The organism is Legionella moravica DSM 19234 (genome assembly GCF_000423305.1).
GTDB lineage: Bacteria > Pseudomonadota > Gammaproteobacteria > Legionellales > Legionellaceae > Legionella > Legionella moravica.
This window is the reverse complement of the sequence record NZ_KE384002.1, coordinates 32644-54230: the sequence shown is the minus strand read 5'-3', so window position 1 is coordinate 54230 and position 21587 is coordinate 32644. Positions and strand designations below refer to the sequence as shown.

Sequence of the window (21587 nt, the reverse complement as noted above, 5' to 3'; positions counted from 1 at the left end):
TCATTATTATGAATTTTAATAAATCAATGGAATTAGCTGCCATAGCAAAAAGAAATATACCTGCTGGGGCACACACATATAGTAAAGGCGCTGATCAATTTCCACAATTGTCACCTAAATTTATAGTACGAGGTAAAGGATGCCAGGTTTGGGATATTGATGGTAATCAATTTACTGATTGGGGTATGGGACTAAGATCTGTCATACTAGGACATGCACATCCTGACGTTATCAATGCAGTAAAAGAAGAGCTTGAAAACGGTACTAACTTTATCCTTCCAAGCCCAATTGAAAATCAGCTGGCCGAAAAACTAATCGAGCTGATTCCATGCGCAGAAATGGTTAAACTAGCTAAAAATGGGTCAGATGTAACTACTGCCGCAGTGAAATTAGCCAGAGCTTACACCGGTAAAAACATAGTTGTTAGATGTGTTGATCACCCCTTCTTTAGCGTAGATGATTGGTTTATAGGCGATACGCCTTGCGATGCAGGCATACCTGATGCTACTAAAGCCTTAACAAAAAACTTTCGTTATAATGATATAGAAAGTTTTGAAAACGTTTTAGACCAATACCCGAACGATATTGCATGCGTTATTATGGAAATTGCTACAATGCAGCAACCAAAACCAGGATTTTTACAAAAAATACGCCAACTAACTGAAGAGAAAGGTATAGTACTCATATTTGATGAGATAATATCTGGATTTCGATTTCATCCTAAAGGAGCGCAACATTTATATGGTGTAACTCCAGATTTAGCTACTTTCGGTAAGTCTATAGCTAATGGATTCTCAGTATCGGCATTAGTCGGTAAGCGCCATATCATGGAATTAGGCGGATTAGATCATAATAAACCTCGTGTATTTTTACTTTCGACAACGAATGGTGGAGAAACACATTCAATTGCTGCTGCACTTAAATCAATCGAATTAATGGAAAATGGCAACGTAAGCAAACACATATGGGGTTTAGGAGAAGTATTAGTTTCTCAATTCAATTCCCTTTCAAAAGAATTCGGACTTGAAAACAACGTCTATATGGATGGTATTGCATGCAGTCCATACCAAGTCTTCAAAAACAATGACGGTCAAATTGATTTATCACTCCGCTCACTATTTCTGCAAGAAACGATAAAGCAAGGTATTTTAGCACCCTATTTTGCTATATCAGCTTCTCATGATTCAACTCATATTGATCAATATCTGCAAGGAGCGCGGATTGCAATGAAAACAATGAACCAAGCAATTTCAGAAAACTCAACAGAAGGTTTATTAACGGGTTCTCCTGTAAAACCAGTTTTCAGAAAATATAATTAATTATTTTTCCTTATCATGAGTTAAGAGTATATATGAAGTTTTGCTGCATACAGATGTCAATAAAAGAAGCAGATGGCGAAACAAATCGCCATACTGCCGATGCCATCATTAACAATAATTTAGGAGCTGATTTTTACTTGTTACCTGAACTATGGAGTTCAGGTTATTGTCATTCTGAATGGGTTAGCATGGCAAAAGAAGATACACCTAAAACAATCGAGTTTATGAGAAATAAAGCAAAGGAACTTCAAGCCTCGATTGGCGGCTCAGTAATTTTTTTAGATGAGCATTCTCAACTACGAAACAGGTTTCTGCTTATAAACTCGGAAGGGAATATATTAGGATACTATGATAAATCTCATCTCTTTACTTTAATGAATGAACACTTGTATTTAACTCCTGGTAATGCAATACCAATTTATGAGGTAAACGGATTTAGAATAGCCCCTACTATTTGTTATGACCTCAGATTTCCAGAAATGTTTAGAAGATTGGCACTCAGAGGGGTGGATGTATTTTTGGTAAGCGCTGAATGGCCAGCGGCAAGAGAACACATAATGACTACATTAAGTCAAGCCAGGGCAATCGAATCTCAAGCATTCTTGGTTTTGTCAAACCGCATTGGACCCAATGACACCAATGAATTGTTTGCAGGGCATTCAATGATTGCAGGTCCAGGAGGTATCCTGGTTTCAGCGTATAATGAAATGAATACAGCTATAACATACACCATTTCAAAATCTGAGCCAGTTAACGCAAAAAAAATACTTCCTACATTTGAACATCGTCTGGCGGGGGTTGATTATGACTAATTTAGTTAAATTTGCAAAAGAACCTTTATCTATGTTTGATATGAAAGATAAAGTAGTTGTAGTCACTGGTGGAACCGGAATTTTGGGTTCTACTTATTGTGAATGTCTGGTTAATGCTGGCGCAACCGTGATTATCGCAGATCTTTCACAAGAGAAATGTGATGCTTTAGCTTTAAAGTTAAATGACAATAGCCCTGGTTTAGCCAAACCCTACGCCGTTGATTTAAGCTCTGAAGAATCAATCAAGTCTTGGGCTGAAAATATAGTACATGAGAATACAAAAATAGATGTTCTTATTAATAATGCAGCTACAAAATCAAAAAATTTCTTTAAACCAATCGAAGAATTTAGTTTGGATGAATGGAACTTCATATTGAACGTGAATGTTACCGCAATATTTCTTACAGCTAAATATATAGGTAAACAAATGCTCAAACAGGGCACCGGAAGTATTATTAATGTCAGTTCTATATATGGTGTCGTTGGACCAGATCAGTCGATATATGACGGGTCTTATTATGAAGATCTAGGTGGAGCAATTAACACCCCCCTAATCTATTCCACAAGCAAAGGTGCGGTGATAGCGATGACAAAGTATCTCGCCACCTATTGGGGAGCAAAGGGCATAAGAACAAATACTCTAACTCCAGGCGGCGTGTTTTCTGGTCAGAATGATATTTTCATTGAAAAATATAGTAAGCGGGTTCCACTTAACCGAATGGCTGATACAAATGAAATGCTCGGAGCTCTTTTATTCTTAGCATCAGATGCTTCAACTTACGTAAATGGTCAAAATTTAATAATTGACGGTGGTTTAACAGCTTGGTAATTAGGAAAAGAATGTGAGCGAGTATTTTTTAAAAGTAACTCCCAAGGGAGTGTATGAATCCAAAAAATCTCTAGGCGAAATACTGGAGAGAGCATTTAATGATTTCTATCGAATTAAATATATTGTTGGTTCAGAGGTTAAAGCAAGAATTTTTGATAAAGCCCTGGGACAATTTTGGCTTTTAGTAGAGCCTATCATAATGGCTGGTCTCTATTTTTTTATCAGTACCGTAATTTTTACTTACACCGGCCAAAAGCACATGTTTTTGTTTATTCTCACCTCCGTGATTTTTTGGAGATGGTTTTCAAAGACAATTGATTCTTCCCCCTATGTATTGCTTTCCTATGCATCAGTGATAAAACAAACCAATTTTCCTATTTATATAATCATTTTAAGTTATATAAGTACTGAAATCTTCTTATGGTTTATGTCATTTATGGTCTTGTTAATATTTCTAGCTTGTTATGGAATTTTTCCAACCACTGCATACATTTATCTTCCATTTGTATTACTTGTCCAATTAATGATGACGATGTTTTTTACTTTGATTTTTGCAGTGATTGGAACTTTTATCAAGGATCTAGCCGGTGTATTGTACGCCTTGACCTCTATCTGGTGGTATATGTCACCTGGTATTTATCCTGTTTCACGTATACCAGCACAATATCTGTGGATATACAATTTAAATCCTTTTGCACATATTCTTCCTGCATATCGTGATATTTTAATTGATGGTAAAACACCAGAATTAATTCCATTGTTAATAATATTGATTGTTTCAATGTTTTTAACTTTTTTTGCCTTTAAGTTATTTAATGCAGCAAAATACCGCTTTTTTATGTATTTATAATTTGGATTAACTGTTTATGAATAAAATTAATAGTCTAGACAAGATTTTAAACTATATAGATAATAATCAATTTCCAAATTTATTTGCAGAATATAGCTTGTCTCAGATAGATCAACATGGTCTTTCTTCAGAGATGATACAACAGTTGAATCATCTGTTCCTTCATAAAAATAGACACTTGGGTGAATGGAATCATTACTTAAACCAATTAAGTATTGATAAAAATATTAATCGAATTTTTACTACCTTTCTAGCCGATAAAAATGATATTGACAGTATAGAAAACAAATTCGCTAAATCTGGTAATGGAATCGTCAGAAATAATGAATCATCAATCGAATTGGTTACTATTAGCGATCAAATAGCAAAAATTAGTTTTGAAGACATTCCTGATCATGGCGCTTTAATTGTCCATTTATGGGGTAATTTCAAAAGTAATTTGGAAGATAATTTATATTTAGAATTCAAAAATTCAATACATAGTGAGGCAATCCGATTTGGTAACACGGGATTTACGCACACTTCTTCTGGTACATCATTATTATGTAATACCAAACTTGATAAACTTTATACCATTGTGCTCAGCAAACAATTCTTGAAAGTATATTTGAACGGAATTTTATATTTGTGCAAATCCATACCTCCAGATTTTACTCCTAATAACGTTTGCCTGAAGCTTATCGGAGTATTAGGAGCAGATCTTTCTGCTGCCCTTTGTGGAATGGAAATCTCCTCATCTGATAGAGATGTAGATAATCTATTTTCAAATGATCAGACTATTTTTATAAATAGAATAGATGAATATATGAAAAGCTCTGTTCTTCATAAAATACACGAATTACTTGAATCGACGGATGGATTTGATATTACCATCGCGGAAGAACAACTACTTCAGTTATTAAGCAATGAATTAAATAATGAACAAGGATATAGAGAGTGGATATTTGAAAAACTCTTATCTAGAGTTTCCAAATCGAGTATAGAGGCTTGGTACTCCAAAAATATTGTAAAATTTCCAGGACCTATATTGGAAGTTAAAAATTTAATGGTTGAGTTTTACAGGACTCCAAATACTCGTTTTTCTCTTGGCAGACTAGCCAAGCTTCATAAAAGCAATAAATTTAGAGTATTAGATAATATTAATATTAATGTTTATCCAGGGGATATCATAGGTATTGTAGGGGCTAATGGCGCAGGAAAAAGCACATTATTAAAAACTATTTCTGGCATGATTCCAATCAACCAAGGAAATGTAAATTTGTATGCCCGTCACCTATTATTAAGTGCTGGTTTAGGGGCAAGAAATGAACTGACCGGACGAGAGAACATCTATTTATCAGGTTGCTTCATGGGGCTTAACAAAAAACAAATTGATGATTTGTATGAAGAAATCGTTGATTTTTCAGAACTGGGTGAAGCAATAGATAGACCATTCAAGTATTATTCTGACGGAATGAAGGGACGCCTGGTTTTCTCGATTGCAACAAGTGTGTCACCAGATATCTTGATGCTTGATGAACTTTTAAGTGCTGGAGACATAAAATTCCAGCAAAAAGCAGCAAAACGGATGGATCAGCTTATACAAAGAGCAAAAGTGGTTGTGGTTGTGACCCATAGCACACAATTTGTCGTCCAAAAATGTAATAAAGCATTGCTTCTTTCAAAGGGTAAGCAAGTTTATTATGGAGATCCGGCAAAGGCTATATCTTTATATTTAAATGAACTGCACATGCAACCTACAGAAGAACAAACTGATCTAGGACCGACCAACATAAACATGATTCAGCAAATGGCTCAAACAAGTGGTATGCCTATTGGAGGACAACGTGCTAATTAGTAAAAGGGAAGAAAGTTATATCACTAATACAACTAAAGAATCACGTCAAAAATCAATAAAAAAAAAGATAGTATTATATTTTGATCATAGATCGGGACTATTAACTGATGAAAAAGGAAACACCCATACTCCTGATGAAGTTAACAATGAACTTGATGAAGAATTCATTGATTTAGATATACGTGAACAAGCAAGAAAGTACATAGCAGATCTATCAAACAAAATCTTTAAGACAACGGGACGTCCACTCTATGAATCTTTAACTTATAACGGAATTAGTGCTTGGTGGTTTCTGGAGATTGCGCTACACGAACCGGTCTTTCTAAAATTGCGTTCGCAAATGTTATTAAAGAAATTAAGACTAAATGATAAATATTTAATATATGATAATATAAACTCTCTTATGCCCAATATCCTGGCTACTTCTCTCAAAGAGTTAAAGGGAGAGTTTGCTACTATTGAAAAAAAATCTTTAAAGACTCGGATTTATGAGTTTATTAATTTTATAAAACCTAAAAATCTAATTCTATTTACAGTTAATTATATAACTTATCATTTAAAGGTATTGGGCAGCAGGCTTATTAGAGTTTATTGGCATGCTTTTTTAAAGCCTAAGGACATACTGATATTTTTTGAAAACGAAAATCTTAGAACCCATTACAACTTTAGTACAAAGCAGCTAGATGATGCATTAACCTATGCGGAAGGAATCATTGAAAATATTCATCAAAATGCTTCTAGCTCTATAATTGTATTCGACAAATCAAATGATCACACAAAAAAACCACTGTGGAATTTTAAAATTCATAGAATTCCCAAATCCTCTCCATTCATTGTACCCAAGCAATTTGTAAGCGTGATTGAAGAGCTCTATAGCTATATATCACCTTTACTTGATAATGAACTCCCCTCCTCATTGATGCTTGAAATTTTGGCAGCTAAATTGCGGGAATTTAAAGAATACGATCAGCTCATAACAAAATTACATACAAAAATCTTATTTGCCTATAATTGGGAAGGTGTGTTTAGACCATTAATGGCCGCTGCAAAAATTCACAATGTTAAAATTATCGGAGTTCAACAAGCATTAGGACCCTACTCTCACGCATTAAACCATCAAGAAACAGGCTATTGGACCAACATAAATAGAGAGTCCCTCAAATTTCCTATTCCTGATAAATTACTTGTTTGGGGTGACTTTCATAAAGAACTACTTGTTAGCAAATACGGCTATCCTGAAGAGCATGTACAAGTTGCAGGTTATGCTCGCCTTGACAAACACTACCTTGCAAAAACACATAAACCTCAAAATCGCCAAATGGCAGCAGAAGCATTAGGGCTTAATCCCAATAAAAGATATATACTTTTCACTGTCCAATATAACGTTTTGAATACATGTTTAGTCAATAAATCTGATTTTGAATATACATTATCAGAAGTTATAAAACTGGCAGACCTATATGATTTTGATATTATAATCAAACCCTGGTCAGGGGATAACATGGCCTATTTATTAGATCAAGCAGCCAAAAGACCCGATAAAATTCATTTTGCTCCACAAAATGTGATTATTCCCAACTCCTATCTATTGCTGCTTAGCGATCTGTGCATTAGTACTTTTTCTTCAATAATTGGTGAAGCAACTTTGTGCGAAAATTTATGCTTTTTAATTAATTATCCAGAGTCTAAAAGTTATTTCGAAACAAAACATATGGCAATTTATGACAAATTTACGATAAAAATTAATTCGCCAGCGGAACTAAGTAGCATTTTAACACCATACCTTTGTTCGGAAATTTTGACCAAGGAAAAAATAAATGAAATGACAGAACATCTAAAACCAATCTTTGGTCCATGTGATGGAAAATCTGCCGAGAGAGCATCTCGTACAGTGTTAGACTTATTATAAGCTGATTATGAATAGTTTATTTATATGAAACAGACTCAGCTTATTTTTATTTTTGGAGAAAAGCTACCTCTAACTCAAATAGAACGTTGTTATAACGAAGAACACATTAATTACATTTATATTTGTGACTCGCTTTTTACTCGTGAGCAGATGATATTAAAGGGATTTAAAACTCATTACCTTTTTGAAACAACTGATTTAGTATGGAATCAAATTGTTTCAACAGCATTACGATGGTTAACAAACGCACCTAAAGTTACACTGACAAATGGAATTCATTTAGAAGATTATTTTAAATTTAAAGATCACTCTTTATGGTGGTTTGTTTATGATGCTCTTTTTGAGGTTTCAGGAGGAATTTTCGATTCAATTTTGTACACCATAATTTATAAAAACCTATTGACTGCTAATGCACCTCAACAAGTTATCGTTATGGGAAATGTTCAATCTGTAGCATGTTCTAATCTCTTAAGAATATTGGAACAGACACAGTATAAAACTCAGATTTTAGAACATACTGATAAACAAATTGTTAGGCACAAATTCTCTCAAAAATATACACATTTACTACTTAAAACATTGTATTGGCTTGACCTACTTGTTGTAAAAAAATTCTTTTTCGCCATTAATTCTCTCTTTAAAACTAATTCTTTAACTTCCCGATATAAAGCCTTTTTTTGCAGTCATGGTAAAAGGAGCTTAGTACAATTCGATAGTAATAAATCGCTCTATATAACGGACAACATATATAAAGAAGCAGAAATTAAGCTAAGAAAAATTAATAACAAAGTTAAAACAATTTCCCTATGTGAGCCAGTGTTATCAAAACATACAACATTCAATAAAATTAAAAATTGGTATTATATTGCCAAAGGGATCTATATTCCATGGTACAGCAACGCGTCTTATTCAAGTATCGGGAAGTTGTTTTTCACTAAGAAATTATTTAAAAAACAAGCCTTATCCCTTATTCAGGACATTAATGTTCAATCCTATTTTATGATAGACGAATTCAATCATCTTAAATCATGTGAAAATAAGATCCTTGAACTGCTTCCTGGCCTGCTCACTTCAGCCTGCATATATCTAGATATAGCATCTCGTATCGTAATAAATCAACAGATAGAGACCTTGTATACCGTTGAATCTCACTCGTCCCTTGGTCGAGCCCTCGCCCTGGCTTTAAATACCAATAGGGGCAAGTTAATTGGATTACAAGGTGGAATTATTACCCCCTTTGTAGTAACCAATACAGGTTTTTATTTAGCAAAACTGCAAGCTAAGAAAAAAAATTTCCCATTATTGCCCAATGAATTTCATATTTGGGGAACTTATTATGGAAATTTATTAATTAATAGTTATGAATATCCAGGTGACCTGATTAAAATTAAAGGAAATACAAACTTACTTAGTGACTTGTCTCAGACTAAAAATGAATGGATCCAGGATTGTAGGGTGCTTCTATATATTGCTTCCTCTAATATTGATGTATTCCCTTTTATAATGACTATTGACGAAGAGTTATTCACAATAATTAAATTAGCTGAAACAATACCAGAGGATCATATTTTAAGCATTAGGTTACACCCATCTCATCCTTTTGAACTGTTTAAGACCAAGCTTTCTTCATATAAGAATATAGAACTTCATTCAGCTATAAACCGTTCATTATCTCAGGATCTTGACTCAGCAAACATAGTTATAACAAAAGCATCCAGTGTCATTTTTGATGCTTTAGCACGAAATAAAGCACTAATTCTTGTTAATTTCGCTAACACTCCTGATTTTACAGGTATTGTCATTGGAAAATATTGGGATTTAGTAGCTAAAAATAGAAATGAATTCTCTCAACTAATATCTATCTATCTTAAACCACACAATACAGATTTGGTAAATTTGGAAATCAAGAGCAAGACATTACTTAGCCAATTTTCTAGTCCTTCTTAAATTTTCATTATAAAATTAGCACTGCCAATGGTTCATGCGTTCTAAAAAAGATTAACAAATGAAATTCTAATCGTTTGAATTGGAATTAAATGTATCTTTGTATAAAGAGTGGTTCTTATATGTTATCTAAATTTTGAGTATATTAATGAAAAAAATACTAGCAGTATCCAGTAATTCTTTGCATAAAAAGACATTTTTAGAAATTGCGACACAATCCAAATTGCACGATTATGATTTAGAAATAATGCTTATTGATATAGAGAACTCTGAGGATGTCAATGCAACTTTTGGAATACAATCATTAAAAGAACTGAAAAATAAGTCAAACTACTTCGTCTATATATTTCATGTTTTTATATATATTTACTTTAGTGCAAATCAAAAGATCAAAAATAAAATTAATTCAATTAAACCTGATTTTATACTTTTGGGAAACGATACCGGGCACTATGAGCGAACAATAATAAGAGTTGCAAAAAAGTATAAAGTTACTACCCTACTTTTACAGGACGGACTCTTATTTGGTCAAATAAAATCCAATAAAATGACGAAAGTAAGTAATACACTATTTTATTTTTATCAAAAATATATTTCCCGGTTTATTGGGGGGGTTAAATATGGTTACGGTGGCTGTGATGTATTTCTGTCATTAGGAATCTATTGGTCTGATGTTGTTCGTAGCTATGGAAACGGGCTTAATAAAAAACTATTTACTGTAGGTTCACCCTATTTTGAATCTTTTATAACACCCAAAATAGATACAAAAAATACTACTGTAAATGATTCAAATGACGAATTATGCATAACCTACTTCCTAACTAACTTTTTATCAGGCCTTAATGATAAAAAGGCCCATGATCTGCAACTATCTGAAATTAGACTTCTGTATAAGAAATTAAATTTCATTTTTCAAGGACGATTCAGTTTTATATTAAAAATTCATCCAGAAGATGCTTGCGCAAACTATAAATCAATTGCTCAACTTGGCCCTCAACTAGAAATAACTAAAACTGCATCCCTAGAGTATTTGTTTAGCAAAAGTAATTTATGCCTAACTAATTTCTCCTCCATATTTATACAAGCGTATTTTAATCACAAACTCTGTCTGCTCTCTAATATTGGATTGCACCATACTAAATATGATGACTATATACTTTCCCTCAACCTACCTACCCTTACATCAATTGAGGAATTTGAGACTCTGTTAGTAGATTTAAAAATGAAGAGAAATTTGAATCTAAATACAGCCAACTTTGAAAAACAAATGAGAAATTTTATAGATATAAATCCAGACAAATCATCTTCACAAAGAATTTTAGAGCTAATTTGTTCACTTGAAACACATACTAAATAATGAACTCAAAATGTGCTTAAACAACAGAACTTGGTTTATCTTTAACAATGCACTAAAGCCATTTCCTTCCTAGTTTCTTAAATTTTTTATAAGCTTCAGGAGTCGGCATTGGGTAGTAACTTCCCTTTCCAACTTGAGGGTAGTGTTGAAACGTACCATTTTCTTTGATCGTTATTAAGGTCTTTGAAAGTAAAGTGGCACAAATTTGAGTTAACTTTTCATATATTGACTTCAAGGTTTCATCTGGCTCAATGTCAAATGGTTCTTGCATGATGACTGAGCCACTATCAATCTTCTCTGTAAGATAAAAAACACTGACTCCCGAGGTTTTTTCATCATTAGCTAAAGCCCAAAAAAAAGTCTCTAATCCTCTATAGTTTGGCAGTATGCTTGGATGACAACCTATCGTTGCCTTTTTAGATAAGCCAATAGTTGTTTGTTTCAAGATATTCATGGTAAAAGTCGAAAAGATTATATCTGGACTTATTTGATTTATATAACTGTTCGATTTAGCATTATTTACATCTGCAGTAAAATAGACAGGTACGCCCCATTTTTTGGCACGCTTTTCTAAAGTGTCTCCTTTCAGTTTATAAAGCATCAGTTCAAGAAAGCGATAAAAACAAAACCAGAAACTGGCTTCGCTTAACATCTTATAAATTGATGAAAAGAAACCCTTCTTATAATACAACCCAGTGGTAATAATAAGAAAAAACTCAATATCTTTATGGTCATTAAACAGTTTTGAGAAAATTTCTCGAGAACCATAATTGTCATGAGCAATAAACACTACTTTTTTAATCATATTTCATTTCGCCTTTACGTACATCAAATGAGTGCCCGGCTTTAATCAATTCAATTCAAATCTTTTCAATAAAGTAGGCATTCGATTTAAAAACAACTTTGTGAGACTCTGATATCGAACTTGAATCGATCTTTCGAATTAAAAAATCATAATGTTTATCACCAGAATAATCATCACTCTGCCAATTATTCAAAATAGAATAAAAGCTCTTCATATTCTCTACTGAACTAAATGCATTCTTCGAAAAAGTTGTAAAGGGGTAATAGATCAAATGATTGAAAAAAGCATTTTGTAAAAAGCTAGTGTCATCCATTTCATGACCATCTGTGACAGCTTGAATATTTTTAATATTATTTTCCAGAGTAAATTCATTCAAATGCTTTTGAACTTTGTTTTTACTGCCATACAATCCTAAAATGTAATAAAATCGTTTAACCGTTTCTTCAGCAGAATATTTAGAATAGCTAAACAACGGCACAAAGGGCTGAGCTCTAGTATATATAGGCAAAAGAAAACTGAATTCTAAATCATCACTGGCAATGATAGAGTTTTTAGGGGCATGTCTATTAATCCAATCTAGCACTACCCATTTATCCTGACTTATATACCCGTACTGCTTATCAAAATGATGCGGTAACAGAAAAAAAGACCAAATTGAAATCAACAGCAAACCGACTACTGGAACCGCCACATTATTAATCCTTTTTTTAAATGTAGGGCCTAGGAGTATAATAATTAAAATCCAAACCCAATACCCACCTCCTCTCACCCAAAGCCGTTCTCCTAAATGAATGCTCTCACACAGAGAACCAATAACTACCGAACTAATAAGCAATGAGGCTAAAAATATAAACTCTTTCCCTTTGTAAAATAGACGTAATGGAATTAATAGCAACATAAAAATAAAATAATGCGGCTTAAAAACCAAATTTTTAACAACCCCTGTTGCTATTTCCATACCTTTTGGAGAATGTTGGAAATTATATAATTGGTAATAATTGAATAGAAAAGAAATCAGTAAAAAAGCTGAAAATGTGAGAAAACTATAATCTATGGACCTCAAAAAACAAAGATTAATCAAAAAAATAAAAGCCATAGCCAATAGCATCATGAGGCACAAGCTAGGCGAAAAGAAACAGAATACTAAAGACATTAAACAAAGAATCACAAATCTGACTGGAGTGATTTTGTTTAAATAAATAAACAGTAGACTAATATAAAATAACCCATAAGCCCAGCCCATTTGCGGGTTAACTATTCTTAGAACATTGGGATAAAAGGAAAGAAGAGGCCTCAAATGAATAGCACCATAATACGAATTAAGCATAAAATATTCATATAAGATCAAAGCTATTGCAGCCCAAAAACCAACCCACCAGACAGAATTCTTTTGATTAAAATTACCAATTACTTTAATGACGACCATCGTGCTAACAACTAAAAACATGGCTTGTATGATGAGAGATAACAATACAGAAATATCCGATGAAGGAATTAATGTATGACATACATAGTTCACAATCCCGCTAACAAAAAGGCTACCAAATAAAACATTATTCGTTGAATACACTTTGTCTTTAGAAATCAGACCGATTTTTAAACTTTCAGACGCTTCAGCATAATAATGGTACTCATCCCCTAGATAACTGCGACTACTTGCAATAGGAACTGCATGTTTTATTTCATCATTATAAAAAACACGGATAATACGATCCTGATTTAAAAACATGCTTATAAATAATCCCATGATCAACATATATATCATATTGAGATTATGTGCTTTCATGCACCAACTCCTTTTTACTGCATAACTCAATTGAGTTAATTAACAAAATAAACAATGTAGTTATCACCTGGGGTATGATCATAACCAAGTGAAATATTAACGCATAAGAAACTGCTTTTTCTGGTGTAAAGTGAAAGGTATTTGATAAATAATAAACAATACCGGACTCGAACACCCCTAAACTTGCTGGCATTGAAGGAATCGATAATGATAATGTAGTCATAACCATTAGCGCTAGAGCATCATAAACACCAAAATGTTCAGATGAACCTATATTCAAGTCGAAAAAAGTAAAAAAAAGATATCCTGTTAAAACCCAGATAGCTAAGGTAGAAGCTATTAATCCCTTAAGTTTACTTTTTGAAAGTATCGTACTACATTTAACTATAATTTGATTTATTTTAAAAATTTTGATTTGAGGTATTTGACATATAGCGCCAGAATTTAACAGGATATAAATTAAATAAATTAAACCAATAGATATAACCGTAATTGCAAAAGTTTTAATTCCACCTGCAACAAAAAACAATGCGATACTACCGATAATGATTAAATCAAAACCTTTTTCTATTACTGTAGCAAAAGAGGATTGTGTCAAGTCCACTTTAAAAAATTGCTTTGAAAACAATATCTTAAATAAATCACCCAGTCTAAAAGGGAACAAGGCGTTTAAACCAAAACCCATCACAACAATTTGAATACCTTTTAATAATTCTAAATCTAATAAAAGAGCTAATCTGAACCCGTAGAATAAATACAGAACAACACCCAATATGAGTGCACGATATATGCTGTGCTGATCTATAGTGTAAAACTCATTTAGAATTGATTTAAAATCAACATGTAAAATAAACCATCGCGATGCAAGAATGATAAACATTACATTAAAGAGCAATACGACTGCTGCTTTTAAGTACTGAGCTTTAAGCATGTTTAGTCAAAACAAAAAAAATTAATCCACCTTTACCTGGCTCTGTTTCAATTCTTCTAAAATGAATGGGCACCAAAAAAGACATCAGTTTGGCATATTTCTGCCTCCATGAGTCAAACCAGAACCATCTATTTAAAATTTTTCTAGCAAACAAGCTGGGTAGTGAAAATACAGCCATCAAATCATTAAACATACAGATTTTTTTAGTACCATATTCTTGTTCAAAATCCACGGTAAAACCGGCTTCACTAAACAGATTTCTCCATTCCTCGGAGGTATAAAAATGATAATGACACCAGAAATTATTGAATAATAGAGAAAACCAGTCCATTGGCTTCTTTAATTTTAATGCCTTGAGAATCTGATATCCAAATGTATATTTGTCAAATAAATGTGTAGGAAGTGTTAAGTATAACTTTCCATTATCATCCAATAATCGATGCGCTTCTTTTAAAACCGGTTTTATATCCGAGATGTGTTCCATTACACTGTTGCTAAATATAGTTTTAAAACTTTTATCTGGTTTAGGTATCTTATCCCCATAGCAATTAATTAATTCACTATATTTTCCTGTGTTTTCAGCTCTCTTTAGCTCATTTAAATTCGGATCAATACCAACATCTATTTTAGTTTTAAATAATATTCTCGCAAAAATTCCATCTCCGCATCCCAGATCCAAAATAGGATGCTCTAATTTTTGGCGAGAAATTAATAGGCACTCTTGTGTTCTTTCTACGGCTAGAGGTAATGGGGCATATTTTATATATGCATTAAAAAAATTATCATTAAACATATGAGTCCATCCCAATCTTTGTAAAAGTTTCACAAATCTCATCGATTTCATTATCTAACAGGCCAGGAAAAGAAGGCAAGCTAATCACCGAACGGCTTATTTCAGTTGATATTGGTAATAAGTCTGTGGAAGAATATAAAGGCATTTCATTAAACACGTAAAATCCAGCTCTTGTTTCAATACCATGATGAGCCAATTGTTTTCTCATAGCATCCCTTGAGATTCGAAACTTTTCGGGGTCAATCCTTAAACAAACCGCCCACATAACTGGATCGGTATTTTCTGTAATAGATTGAATTTTAATACCATCAACCTGAGTAAGGTTTTTTATATAACGACTGTATACACGCTGTTTTTGTTGAATAATATCATCAAGCTTCTCTAATTGCGCAAAACCAAAGGCTGCTTGCATATTTGTTAAGCGAAAATTATGCCCGACTTCAATGTGCCAATAAGGCTTATCTGCTGTCATCCCATGACTACGAATAACTCGTGCTGTTTGATCATCATCGGGATCGGAAAACAAAACTGCCCCCCCTTCGCCCATAGTTAAAGTCTTGGTCGCTTGAAAGCTAAAACAGCCGGCACTACCAAAAGTTCCAGCGTATTGATTAAAATGTTTCGAAAACGCAGCTTCTGCTACGTCTTCGATGACATGAAGATTATATTTCGCAGCTATCTCACAGATCCTTTTCATGTAGCATACATTTCCATAAATATGCACAGGTATGATAGCTTTAGTTCTATGGGTAATTTTCTCTTCAAGCAAATCGGGATCTAACAGCCAATTTTCAGAATCAACATCAATAAAAACTGGTTTTGCACCAATTGCAATAACCATATTTGCTGGTGCAGCAAAGGTATACCCAGGAATTATAACCTCATCTCCGGGGCCAATCTTCAAGGTCAATAAAGCCAGCAGCAATGCTGTAGTACCATTTGAAACAGTCACGGCTCCTTGTTTCTCATGTATGATAGAAAAAGCGGACTCAAACTTTCTAATGTATTCCCCCCCAGATATCCAGCTGGAGTCCAGGGCATCCATTACATAACGCTTTTCATTACCCCAGTAGCGAGGTTTAAACCAAGGGATCACGATATCTCCTCAACTTGAGGTAGAGGAAAGAGCAGACATGTATTTTGAAATTTAGGATTATTTTGAAAAAAAGATTTAAAATGCCAAGGTAAAATAAGTAAATAGTCAGGCATTTTTTCCAAAACCAAAGATTCATCTTCAATAGGAATATTTGAGCCAGGAGTTACCTTTCCAAATTTATCAGAATTAACCTCACCAATCGATGCTATAAGAGAACGATCCAGATTGTAATACTGTAATAAAACGTTGCCCTTTGTTGACGCCCCCAATCCGTAAACTGTTTTACCCTGACTTTTAATTTGTACTAATTTTTCTATCAATTCATTTTTCAACAACTCTATCCTGCTGCAAAACTCATTGTAGGGTTTTAAAGTTGATAATTGTAGTTCATCTTCATTAGCTATTATTTTATTGATAACTTCACTGTTTACTGGATGATGACTTGTTATTTTTGTAGCGTAAATGCAAAAACTACCTCCATTAACTGTGTTCAATTGTATATCAATAACTTTGAGTCCAGCTTTCCTGAACATCCATTGTATTTGCCTAAAAGCATAATACTCAAGGTGTTCATGACAAATAGTGTCAAAGGAATTATTTTTTAACATCAAAGGTAAATAACTTTGCTCACAAACCCAAACTCCTTCATCGTCTAGTAGCTCGGCTATTTCATCCGTAAATTTCTGAGGAGCCTCTAAATCATAAAACATCGAGAATGAGGTAATAATTTTAGCTTTCTTTCCGGGATATAGCTGTTTTATTTTATCTGCAGAAAAGAAATCGTCGATGATGCTGATGTGTTCTTTATAATAGCTTTTAAAATATTTTGCTGTTGGATCTACTCCAATTAACTGAGCCTTTGTTTCAGGGTAGCAATTGAGTGTTGTGCCATCATTGCTGCCTATGTCAATTATTAAGTCATCAGTATCCAAAGAAATATCTAATTCCAAAATACGGCTTACAGTAGTTTGCAAGTGTGCCGCCATAGAAGAATTAAGACTGGATCTGTAGCCATACTGTTCACCATACATTTTGCTTAGATCATAAGTATGAAGGAGCTGAACTAATCCGCAGCATTTATCGGGTTCGGCATCATGACATTTAACTAAAACCAAAGGGGCTTTATCTACTACATCATCAGGATAGTTAAATATTCCTGTTAAAGTCTGCTCTCCAAGATCGATGATTTTAATTAATTGTTTATTTCCACAAATTCTACAAGCATTAATTTTGTTAATCATTTTGAAATTTCCTTTTTGGAAATAAAACCAGATTTACCGTTGCGACAAAGTATTTTATGAACGTCTTTACCAATTTTTTATTGCCCTCACCATACTTTCTCTGACCTAATATAATAGGAACTTGTAAAATGGAGCATGAAGCTTGTTGCAAGTAATACATTAAGCGAATGCAGTAATCCCCATACCCCCAAAAAATTAAATCAAAATCAACTTTATCAAGCACTGATCTTCGTATAGCCAGATAACCAAATAAGCTATCTGTCACCAACTTTCTGGTGAAAATTCTAACAAAAATATTAAATAACCAACTCGAAATATGTCTAAATTTAGATCCCATTGCTCCACCATAAACAAATCGAGATCCTGAAACAACGTCATAAAACTGGCAATTAGTAACTAAAATAGGTAAGTATTTAGGCTCGTGATTAAAGTCGCTATCCATAATAATCACGATATCACCCTTACTTAATTCAATACCTGCACGTATCGATTTTGCAAAGCTGGGATCTGAAGTTCTCAAAACGGGATGGACATAGGACAAATTCAAATCCAGAACCGCCTGATAAGTTCCATCAGGACTATTGTCATCAACTACGATAATTTCGAACTCATAATTTTGCAACGTTTCTGAAATTTCATGAATTAACGGTATTACGTTACCTCGTTCATTAAAACAAGGTAATACTATTGAAATCATCCTGGTCTCCATCTACAACTCATACGCTAAAGGTAATTGAAAGCCATTATCAATCAAACTCTTACCTTTGCTAAATAACATAAGATCACTAGAGACCATCTCTGAGATTAGTTGATAAAAATTGTATTCAGGAGTCCAATTTAATGTGGTTCTTGCTTTTGATGCATCTCCGCATAAAGTATCTACTTCTACAGGCCGGAAGTACTCTTGGTTTACTATGACACATTCCTGTCCAATTCGAAGATGTTTAGGTTGAATCCCTACAGCATCATAAAACAAATCTGACTCAATTTTTTCAATTATTCCGCGTTCATTAACCCCTGTTCCATAAAAGCCCAGAGTAATACCAATTTGCAGAAATGCCTGTATTACAAACTGGCGAACTGTGTGTACCATACCCGTTGCAATAACAAAATCCTCGGGCTTTTCATGCTGCAATATCAAATGCATTGCTCGGACATAGTCTTTGGCATGCCCCCAGTCTCGCTCTGCATTTAAATTTCCTAAAATTAATCTGTCTTCCATGTTATAAGCAATTTTTGCAACTGCACGAGTAATTTTACGAGTTACAAAATTTTCTCCACGAAGGGGAGATTCATGATTAAATAAAATTCCATTACAGGCAAAAAAATTATAAGCCTCTCTGTAATTGACAATCATCCAATAGGCATAAAGCTTTGCAATTGCATATGGGCTTCTGGGATAAAATGGAGTTGTTTCCCGCTGGGGAATCTCCTGTACTTTTCCATAAAGCTCGCTGGTTGAAGCTTGATATATTTTTGTTGATTTACTTAAACCCAACAATCTTACTGCTTCTAAAATTCTCACTGTCCCAAGAGCATCCGTATCGGCAGTATATTCAGGAAGCTCAAAGCTTACATGAACATGGCTCATTGCTGCTAAATTATAAATCTCATCAGGCTGGGTATTTTGAATAATGCGGATTAAATTTGAACTGTCTGTTAAATCGCCATAATGCAAAAAAAGTTGAGCGTCTTTTTCATGGCGATCTTTATATATAGGATCGACTCGTTGCGTATTAAAACTAGAAGCCCGTCTTTTAATACCATGAACTACATATCCTTTATCTAAAAGATAGCTCGCTAAATAAGCTCCATCTTGTCCTGTAATTCCTGTGATTAATGCCGTTTTCATAATTCTGTTCGGTCCATCCACTAAAATGCAGGTAGTATAATTCGATAACAATCAATCTGCAATCAAACGATATAAACTTAGTGAATCCATCCTTAGTATCCCACGACGCTATTTTAAGCTCTTCACATTGGAGGTCTGATTCATGATAATATAAGAAAGGAAGTAAATACGATGCTGTAAAAATCACAGATTTACGCTTTGTACTCAAAATTCCTTCTTGATTCGATCTTCTTTTATTTAAATGAATAGAATCCGACTCTTCAATCTCTGTTTCTTTCGTTTCATTTCATTGGAAATTTATTTTCAATAGACCGATATATGAACGCCAGACATCCAAGTTCTAAAATTAATGCCACCAATAAATTGAGCAGTTGATTTTTAGTCAATAGTACGAGAACCCCAAAAAACAAATTGATAAGTATTTGACCCAATAAGATAATTCGTGAATTCACTCCAGACTGTTTCAATCTCTGATAAGCATGTTTTTTATGAGGAGCAATCCAATGTTCTTTTCTTATCATTCGGCGGATTAGGGTGGTAATTGAGTCAAACAGAAATATTAAATTAAGCATAAACCAGTATACTATTGGAACATTGTACTGTTCCTGTGCAATCAACGCGAGACAAAAGGTAATTAACCCCAATGAAGCACTGCCAATGTCACCCATAAATATTTTAGCGGGGGGGAAATTAAATACCAAAAACCCGAAGAGGCAAAGGGTAAGAATCATACAAAATTCTTGATATAGTGAAGCCCCTTGTAAGAAAAAAAACAACCCGTAGGTAATCAATAAAAAAATGGCTTGAGAAGCACAAAATCCATCCAGACCATCCATAAAATTAAAATGGTTTATTGCGCCTATTACTGAAATAAAAATGAAGGGAACAATGAAATAAACAGAACTGATTGAAAATAAGATAAAATCCAATTTTTCTGGTTGTATCACTAATGAAATAGTTAACGCGATCAGGCATTGAATTAGAAATCTTAACTTAACAGACAAGCTAAATATATCATCAAAAAAACTGATGGTTGCAATTATTAAAACACTTCCCAAAAATATTATCTGCTCATGTACAAGGGCCTCACTGTTGTAACTTATTATAAACCAACTTATCAGGCTTAATCCGATAAAAATAACACCTCCACCTCGTACTGTTGGTTTTGCATGCAAATTTCTCTCATTGGGTTTATCAATCAGCCTTGTATTTTTTGCAAACATAAAAAATAACTTGGTTAAAATAGCTGAAACCATGACAAGAATTAAACTAAGAATTGTATTCATATTGATACCATTTTGCCGTTATGGCTAATCCCTCTACTGAGCTAATGGGAGGAGCCCAACCGAGTTGCGACTTTATTTTATTATTGCTTACTACCAAAGAAGCAAACAAACGCGAGTTTAGACTTCTAAAGCCGATGAGTGTAAACAGTGAGGACAATAAAAAAACAGGCACAGAAAACAAGTGTGCTTTTCTATCCATTCCTTTCGCTAATGTATTGATCAACTGCGCTAATGACCAAGAGTCGTCATCAGCTACCAGATAGAGTTGATTGGTAGCTCTTGGATCCGAAAGCACTGAACATATTGCTGAAACCAAATTATCAATATAAATAAAACTGCGCTTATTATTAACCATTCCAAAAGGTAAAGGCCAACCTTTATCTACTAACTTTATTATTTTCAAAAAATTGGCCTTTACATGAGGGCCGTAAACTAATGGAGGCCTTAATATTACAATTTCCATCCCTGTAGTTTTACTAATATTCCATAAATGCTGTTCAGCAGATAATTTACTCTGGGCATAAGGATCCTCCGGTTGAGCAACGCTATCCTCTGTAAAGGGACTATTTTCCGATGTAAATTCTCCATTAACTTTAATCGAACTCAAAAATATAAATCTCTTTACATTGCATTTGGCAGCCTGATTTGCCAAACATTGGGTTGCCATGCTATTCACGCTGGAATATTCTTCCGGATATAAATATCGCTTTTTATCTGTGATGTGCGCTTTTGCTGCAAGATGGATGACTATATCAATGCCCACTAAAGCATCTGTCCAATCTGGTTGCAGCTCTAACCTATCAATTTGAACTTGATCCGCTTGGATGGAGTTGCTTTTTTTATAAACTGCGCATCGAACCTCATGTCCTGCAGAAATTAGAGCAGGAACCAAACTTCGCCCAATAAATCCTGTTGCACCTGTAATTAAAATTTTGGACAC

At 33.7% G+C, this 21587-nt stretch carries 18 protein-coding genes; 8 read left to right on the top strand and 10 right to left on the bottom strand.

Annotated elements, in window-relative coordinates:
• Window positions 1-8 precede the first annotated feature (8 nt).
• The 8 genes from G543_RS0114025 (at window position 9) to G543_RS0113990 (ending at window position 10857) form a co-directional block, all read left to right on the top strand.
• On the top strand, window positions 9-1319 hold the full coding sequence (locus G543_RS0114025) for a glutamate-1-semialdehyde 2,1-aminomutase (protein ID WP_028385077.1): 1311 nt from the start codon (window positions 9-11) through the stop codon (window positions 1317-1319).
• 53 nt (window positions 1320-1372) lie between these two features.
• Entirely contained in the window at window positions 1373-2131 is a 759-nt protein-coding gene (locus G543_RS18060; RefSeq protein ID WP_051190728.1) for a nitrilase-related carbon-nitrogen hydrolase, read from the top strand.
• Window positions 2124-2960, top strand: a complete 837-nt coding sequence (locus tag G543_RS0114015) for an SDR family oxidoreductase (protein WP_051190727.1) — start codon at window positions 2124-2126, stop codon at window positions 2958-2960. Before G543_RS18060 ends, G543_RS0114015 begins: the two co-directional genes overlap by 8 nt.
• A gap of 13 nt (window positions 2961-2973) precedes the next feature.
• A complete protein-coding gene (locus tag G543_RS0114010; protein WP_028385075.1) occupies window positions 2974-3810 on the top strand; it encodes an ABC transporter permease in 837 nt (278 codons plus the stop codon).
• A gap of 16 nt (window positions 3811-3826) precedes the next feature.
• A complete protein-coding gene (locus G543_RS18515; RefSeq protein ID WP_051190726.1) occupies window positions 3827-5647 on the top strand; it encodes an ABC transporter ATP-binding protein in 1821 nt (606 codons plus the stop codon).
• Complete coding sequence (locus G543_RS0114000) at window positions 5637-7556, top strand: glycosyltransferase family protein (RefSeq protein WP_028385074.1); 1920 nt, start codon at window positions 5637-5639, stop codon at window positions 7554-7556. Before G543_RS18515 ends, G543_RS0114000 begins: the two co-directional genes overlap by 11 nt.
• Window positions 7557-7580: 24 nt before the next feature.
• The gene (locus G543_RS0113995; protein WP_028385073.1) at window positions 7581-9503 is read left to right on the top strand and encodes a hypothetical protein; all 1923 of its coding nucleotides are present in this window, start codon (window positions 7581-7583) and stop codon (window positions 9501-9503) included.
• A 145-nt stretch (window positions 9504-9648) separates the two neighbouring features.
• A complete protein-coding gene (locus tag G543_RS0113990; RefSeq protein WP_028385072.1) occupies window positions 9649-10857 on the top strand; it encodes a hypothetical protein in 1209 nt (402 codons plus the stop codon).
• 52 nt (window positions 10858-10909) lie between these two features.
• Here G543_RS0113990 and G543_RS18510 read toward each other — a convergent pair whose 3' ends face one another.
• The 10 genes from G543_RS18510 to G543_RS0113940 all read right to left on the bottom strand — a co-directional run bounded on the left by G543_RS18510 (window position 10910) and on the right by G543_RS0113940 (window position 21587).
• Window positions 10910-11662 (bottom strand): formyl transferase, encoded by a 753-nt coding sequence (locus tag G543_RS18510; protein ID WP_028385071.1) that lies wholly within the window; start codon window positions 11660-11662, stop codon window positions 10910-10912.
• Window positions 11663-11717: 55 nt separating this feature from the next.
• Window positions 11718-13448, bottom strand: a complete 1731-nt coding sequence (locus G543_RS0113980; RefSeq protein ID WP_028385070.1) for a hypothetical protein — start codon at window positions 13446-13448, stop codon at window positions 11718-11720.
• Window positions 13435-14379 carry a lysylphosphatidylglycerol synthase transmembrane domain-containing protein gene (locus G543_RS0113975; protein ID WP_028385069.1) on the bottom strand — a complete coding sequence of 315 codons (945 nt, stop codon included), beginning with the start codon at window positions 14377-14379 and terminating at the stop codon, window positions 13435-13437. The genes G543_RS0113980 and G543_RS0113975 overlap by 14 nt, the downstream gene beginning before the upstream one ends.
• Window positions 14372-15172, bottom strand: a complete 801-nt coding sequence (locus tag G543_RS0113970; protein ID WP_035922424.1) for a class I SAM-dependent methyltransferase — start codon at window positions 15170-15172, stop codon at window positions 14372-14374. The genes G543_RS0113975 and G543_RS0113970 overlap by 8 nt, the downstream gene beginning before the upstream one ends.
• A complete protein-coding gene (locus G543_RS18045) occupies window positions 15165-16268 on the bottom strand; it encodes a DegT/DnrJ/EryC1/StrS family aminotransferase (protein ID WP_051190725.1) in 1104 nt (367 codons plus the stop codon). The genes G543_RS0113970 and G543_RS18045 overlap by 8 nt, the downstream gene beginning before the upstream one ends.
• On the bottom strand, window positions 16265-17509 hold the full coding sequence (locus G543_RS0113960; protein ID WP_028385067.1) for a class I SAM-dependent methyltransferase: 1245 nt from the start codon (window positions 17507-17509) through the stop codon (window positions 16265-16267). Before G543_RS0113960 ends, G543_RS18045 begins: the two co-directional genes overlap by 4 nt.
• Entirely contained in the window at window positions 17502-18206 is a 705-nt protein-coding gene (locus G543_RS18040) for a glycosyltransferase (RefSeq protein ID WP_051190724.1), read from the bottom strand. The genes G543_RS0113960 and G543_RS18040 overlap by 8 nt, the downstream gene beginning before the upstream one ends.
• A gap of 12 nt (window positions 18207-18218) precedes the next feature.
• On the bottom strand, window positions 18219-19361 hold the full coding sequence (gene gmd / locus G543_RS0113950; protein ID WP_035922419.1) for a GDP-mannose 4,6-dehydratase: 1143 nt from the start codon (window positions 19359-19361) through the stop codon (window positions 18219-18221).
• Between the two features lie 281 nt (window positions 19362-19642).
• Window positions 19643-20647 (bottom strand): MraY family glycosyltransferase, encoded by a 1005-nt coding sequence (locus G543_RS0113945; RefSeq protein WP_028385065.1) that lies wholly within the window; start codon window positions 20645-20647, stop codon window positions 19643-19645.
• Window positions 20631-21587, bottom strand: a complete 957-nt coding sequence (locus G543_RS0113940; RefSeq protein WP_028385064.1) for an NAD-dependent epimerase/dehydratase family protein — start codon at window positions 21585-21587, stop codon at window positions 20631-20633. The genes G543_RS0113945 and G543_RS0113940 overlap by 17 nt, the downstream gene beginning before the upstream one ends.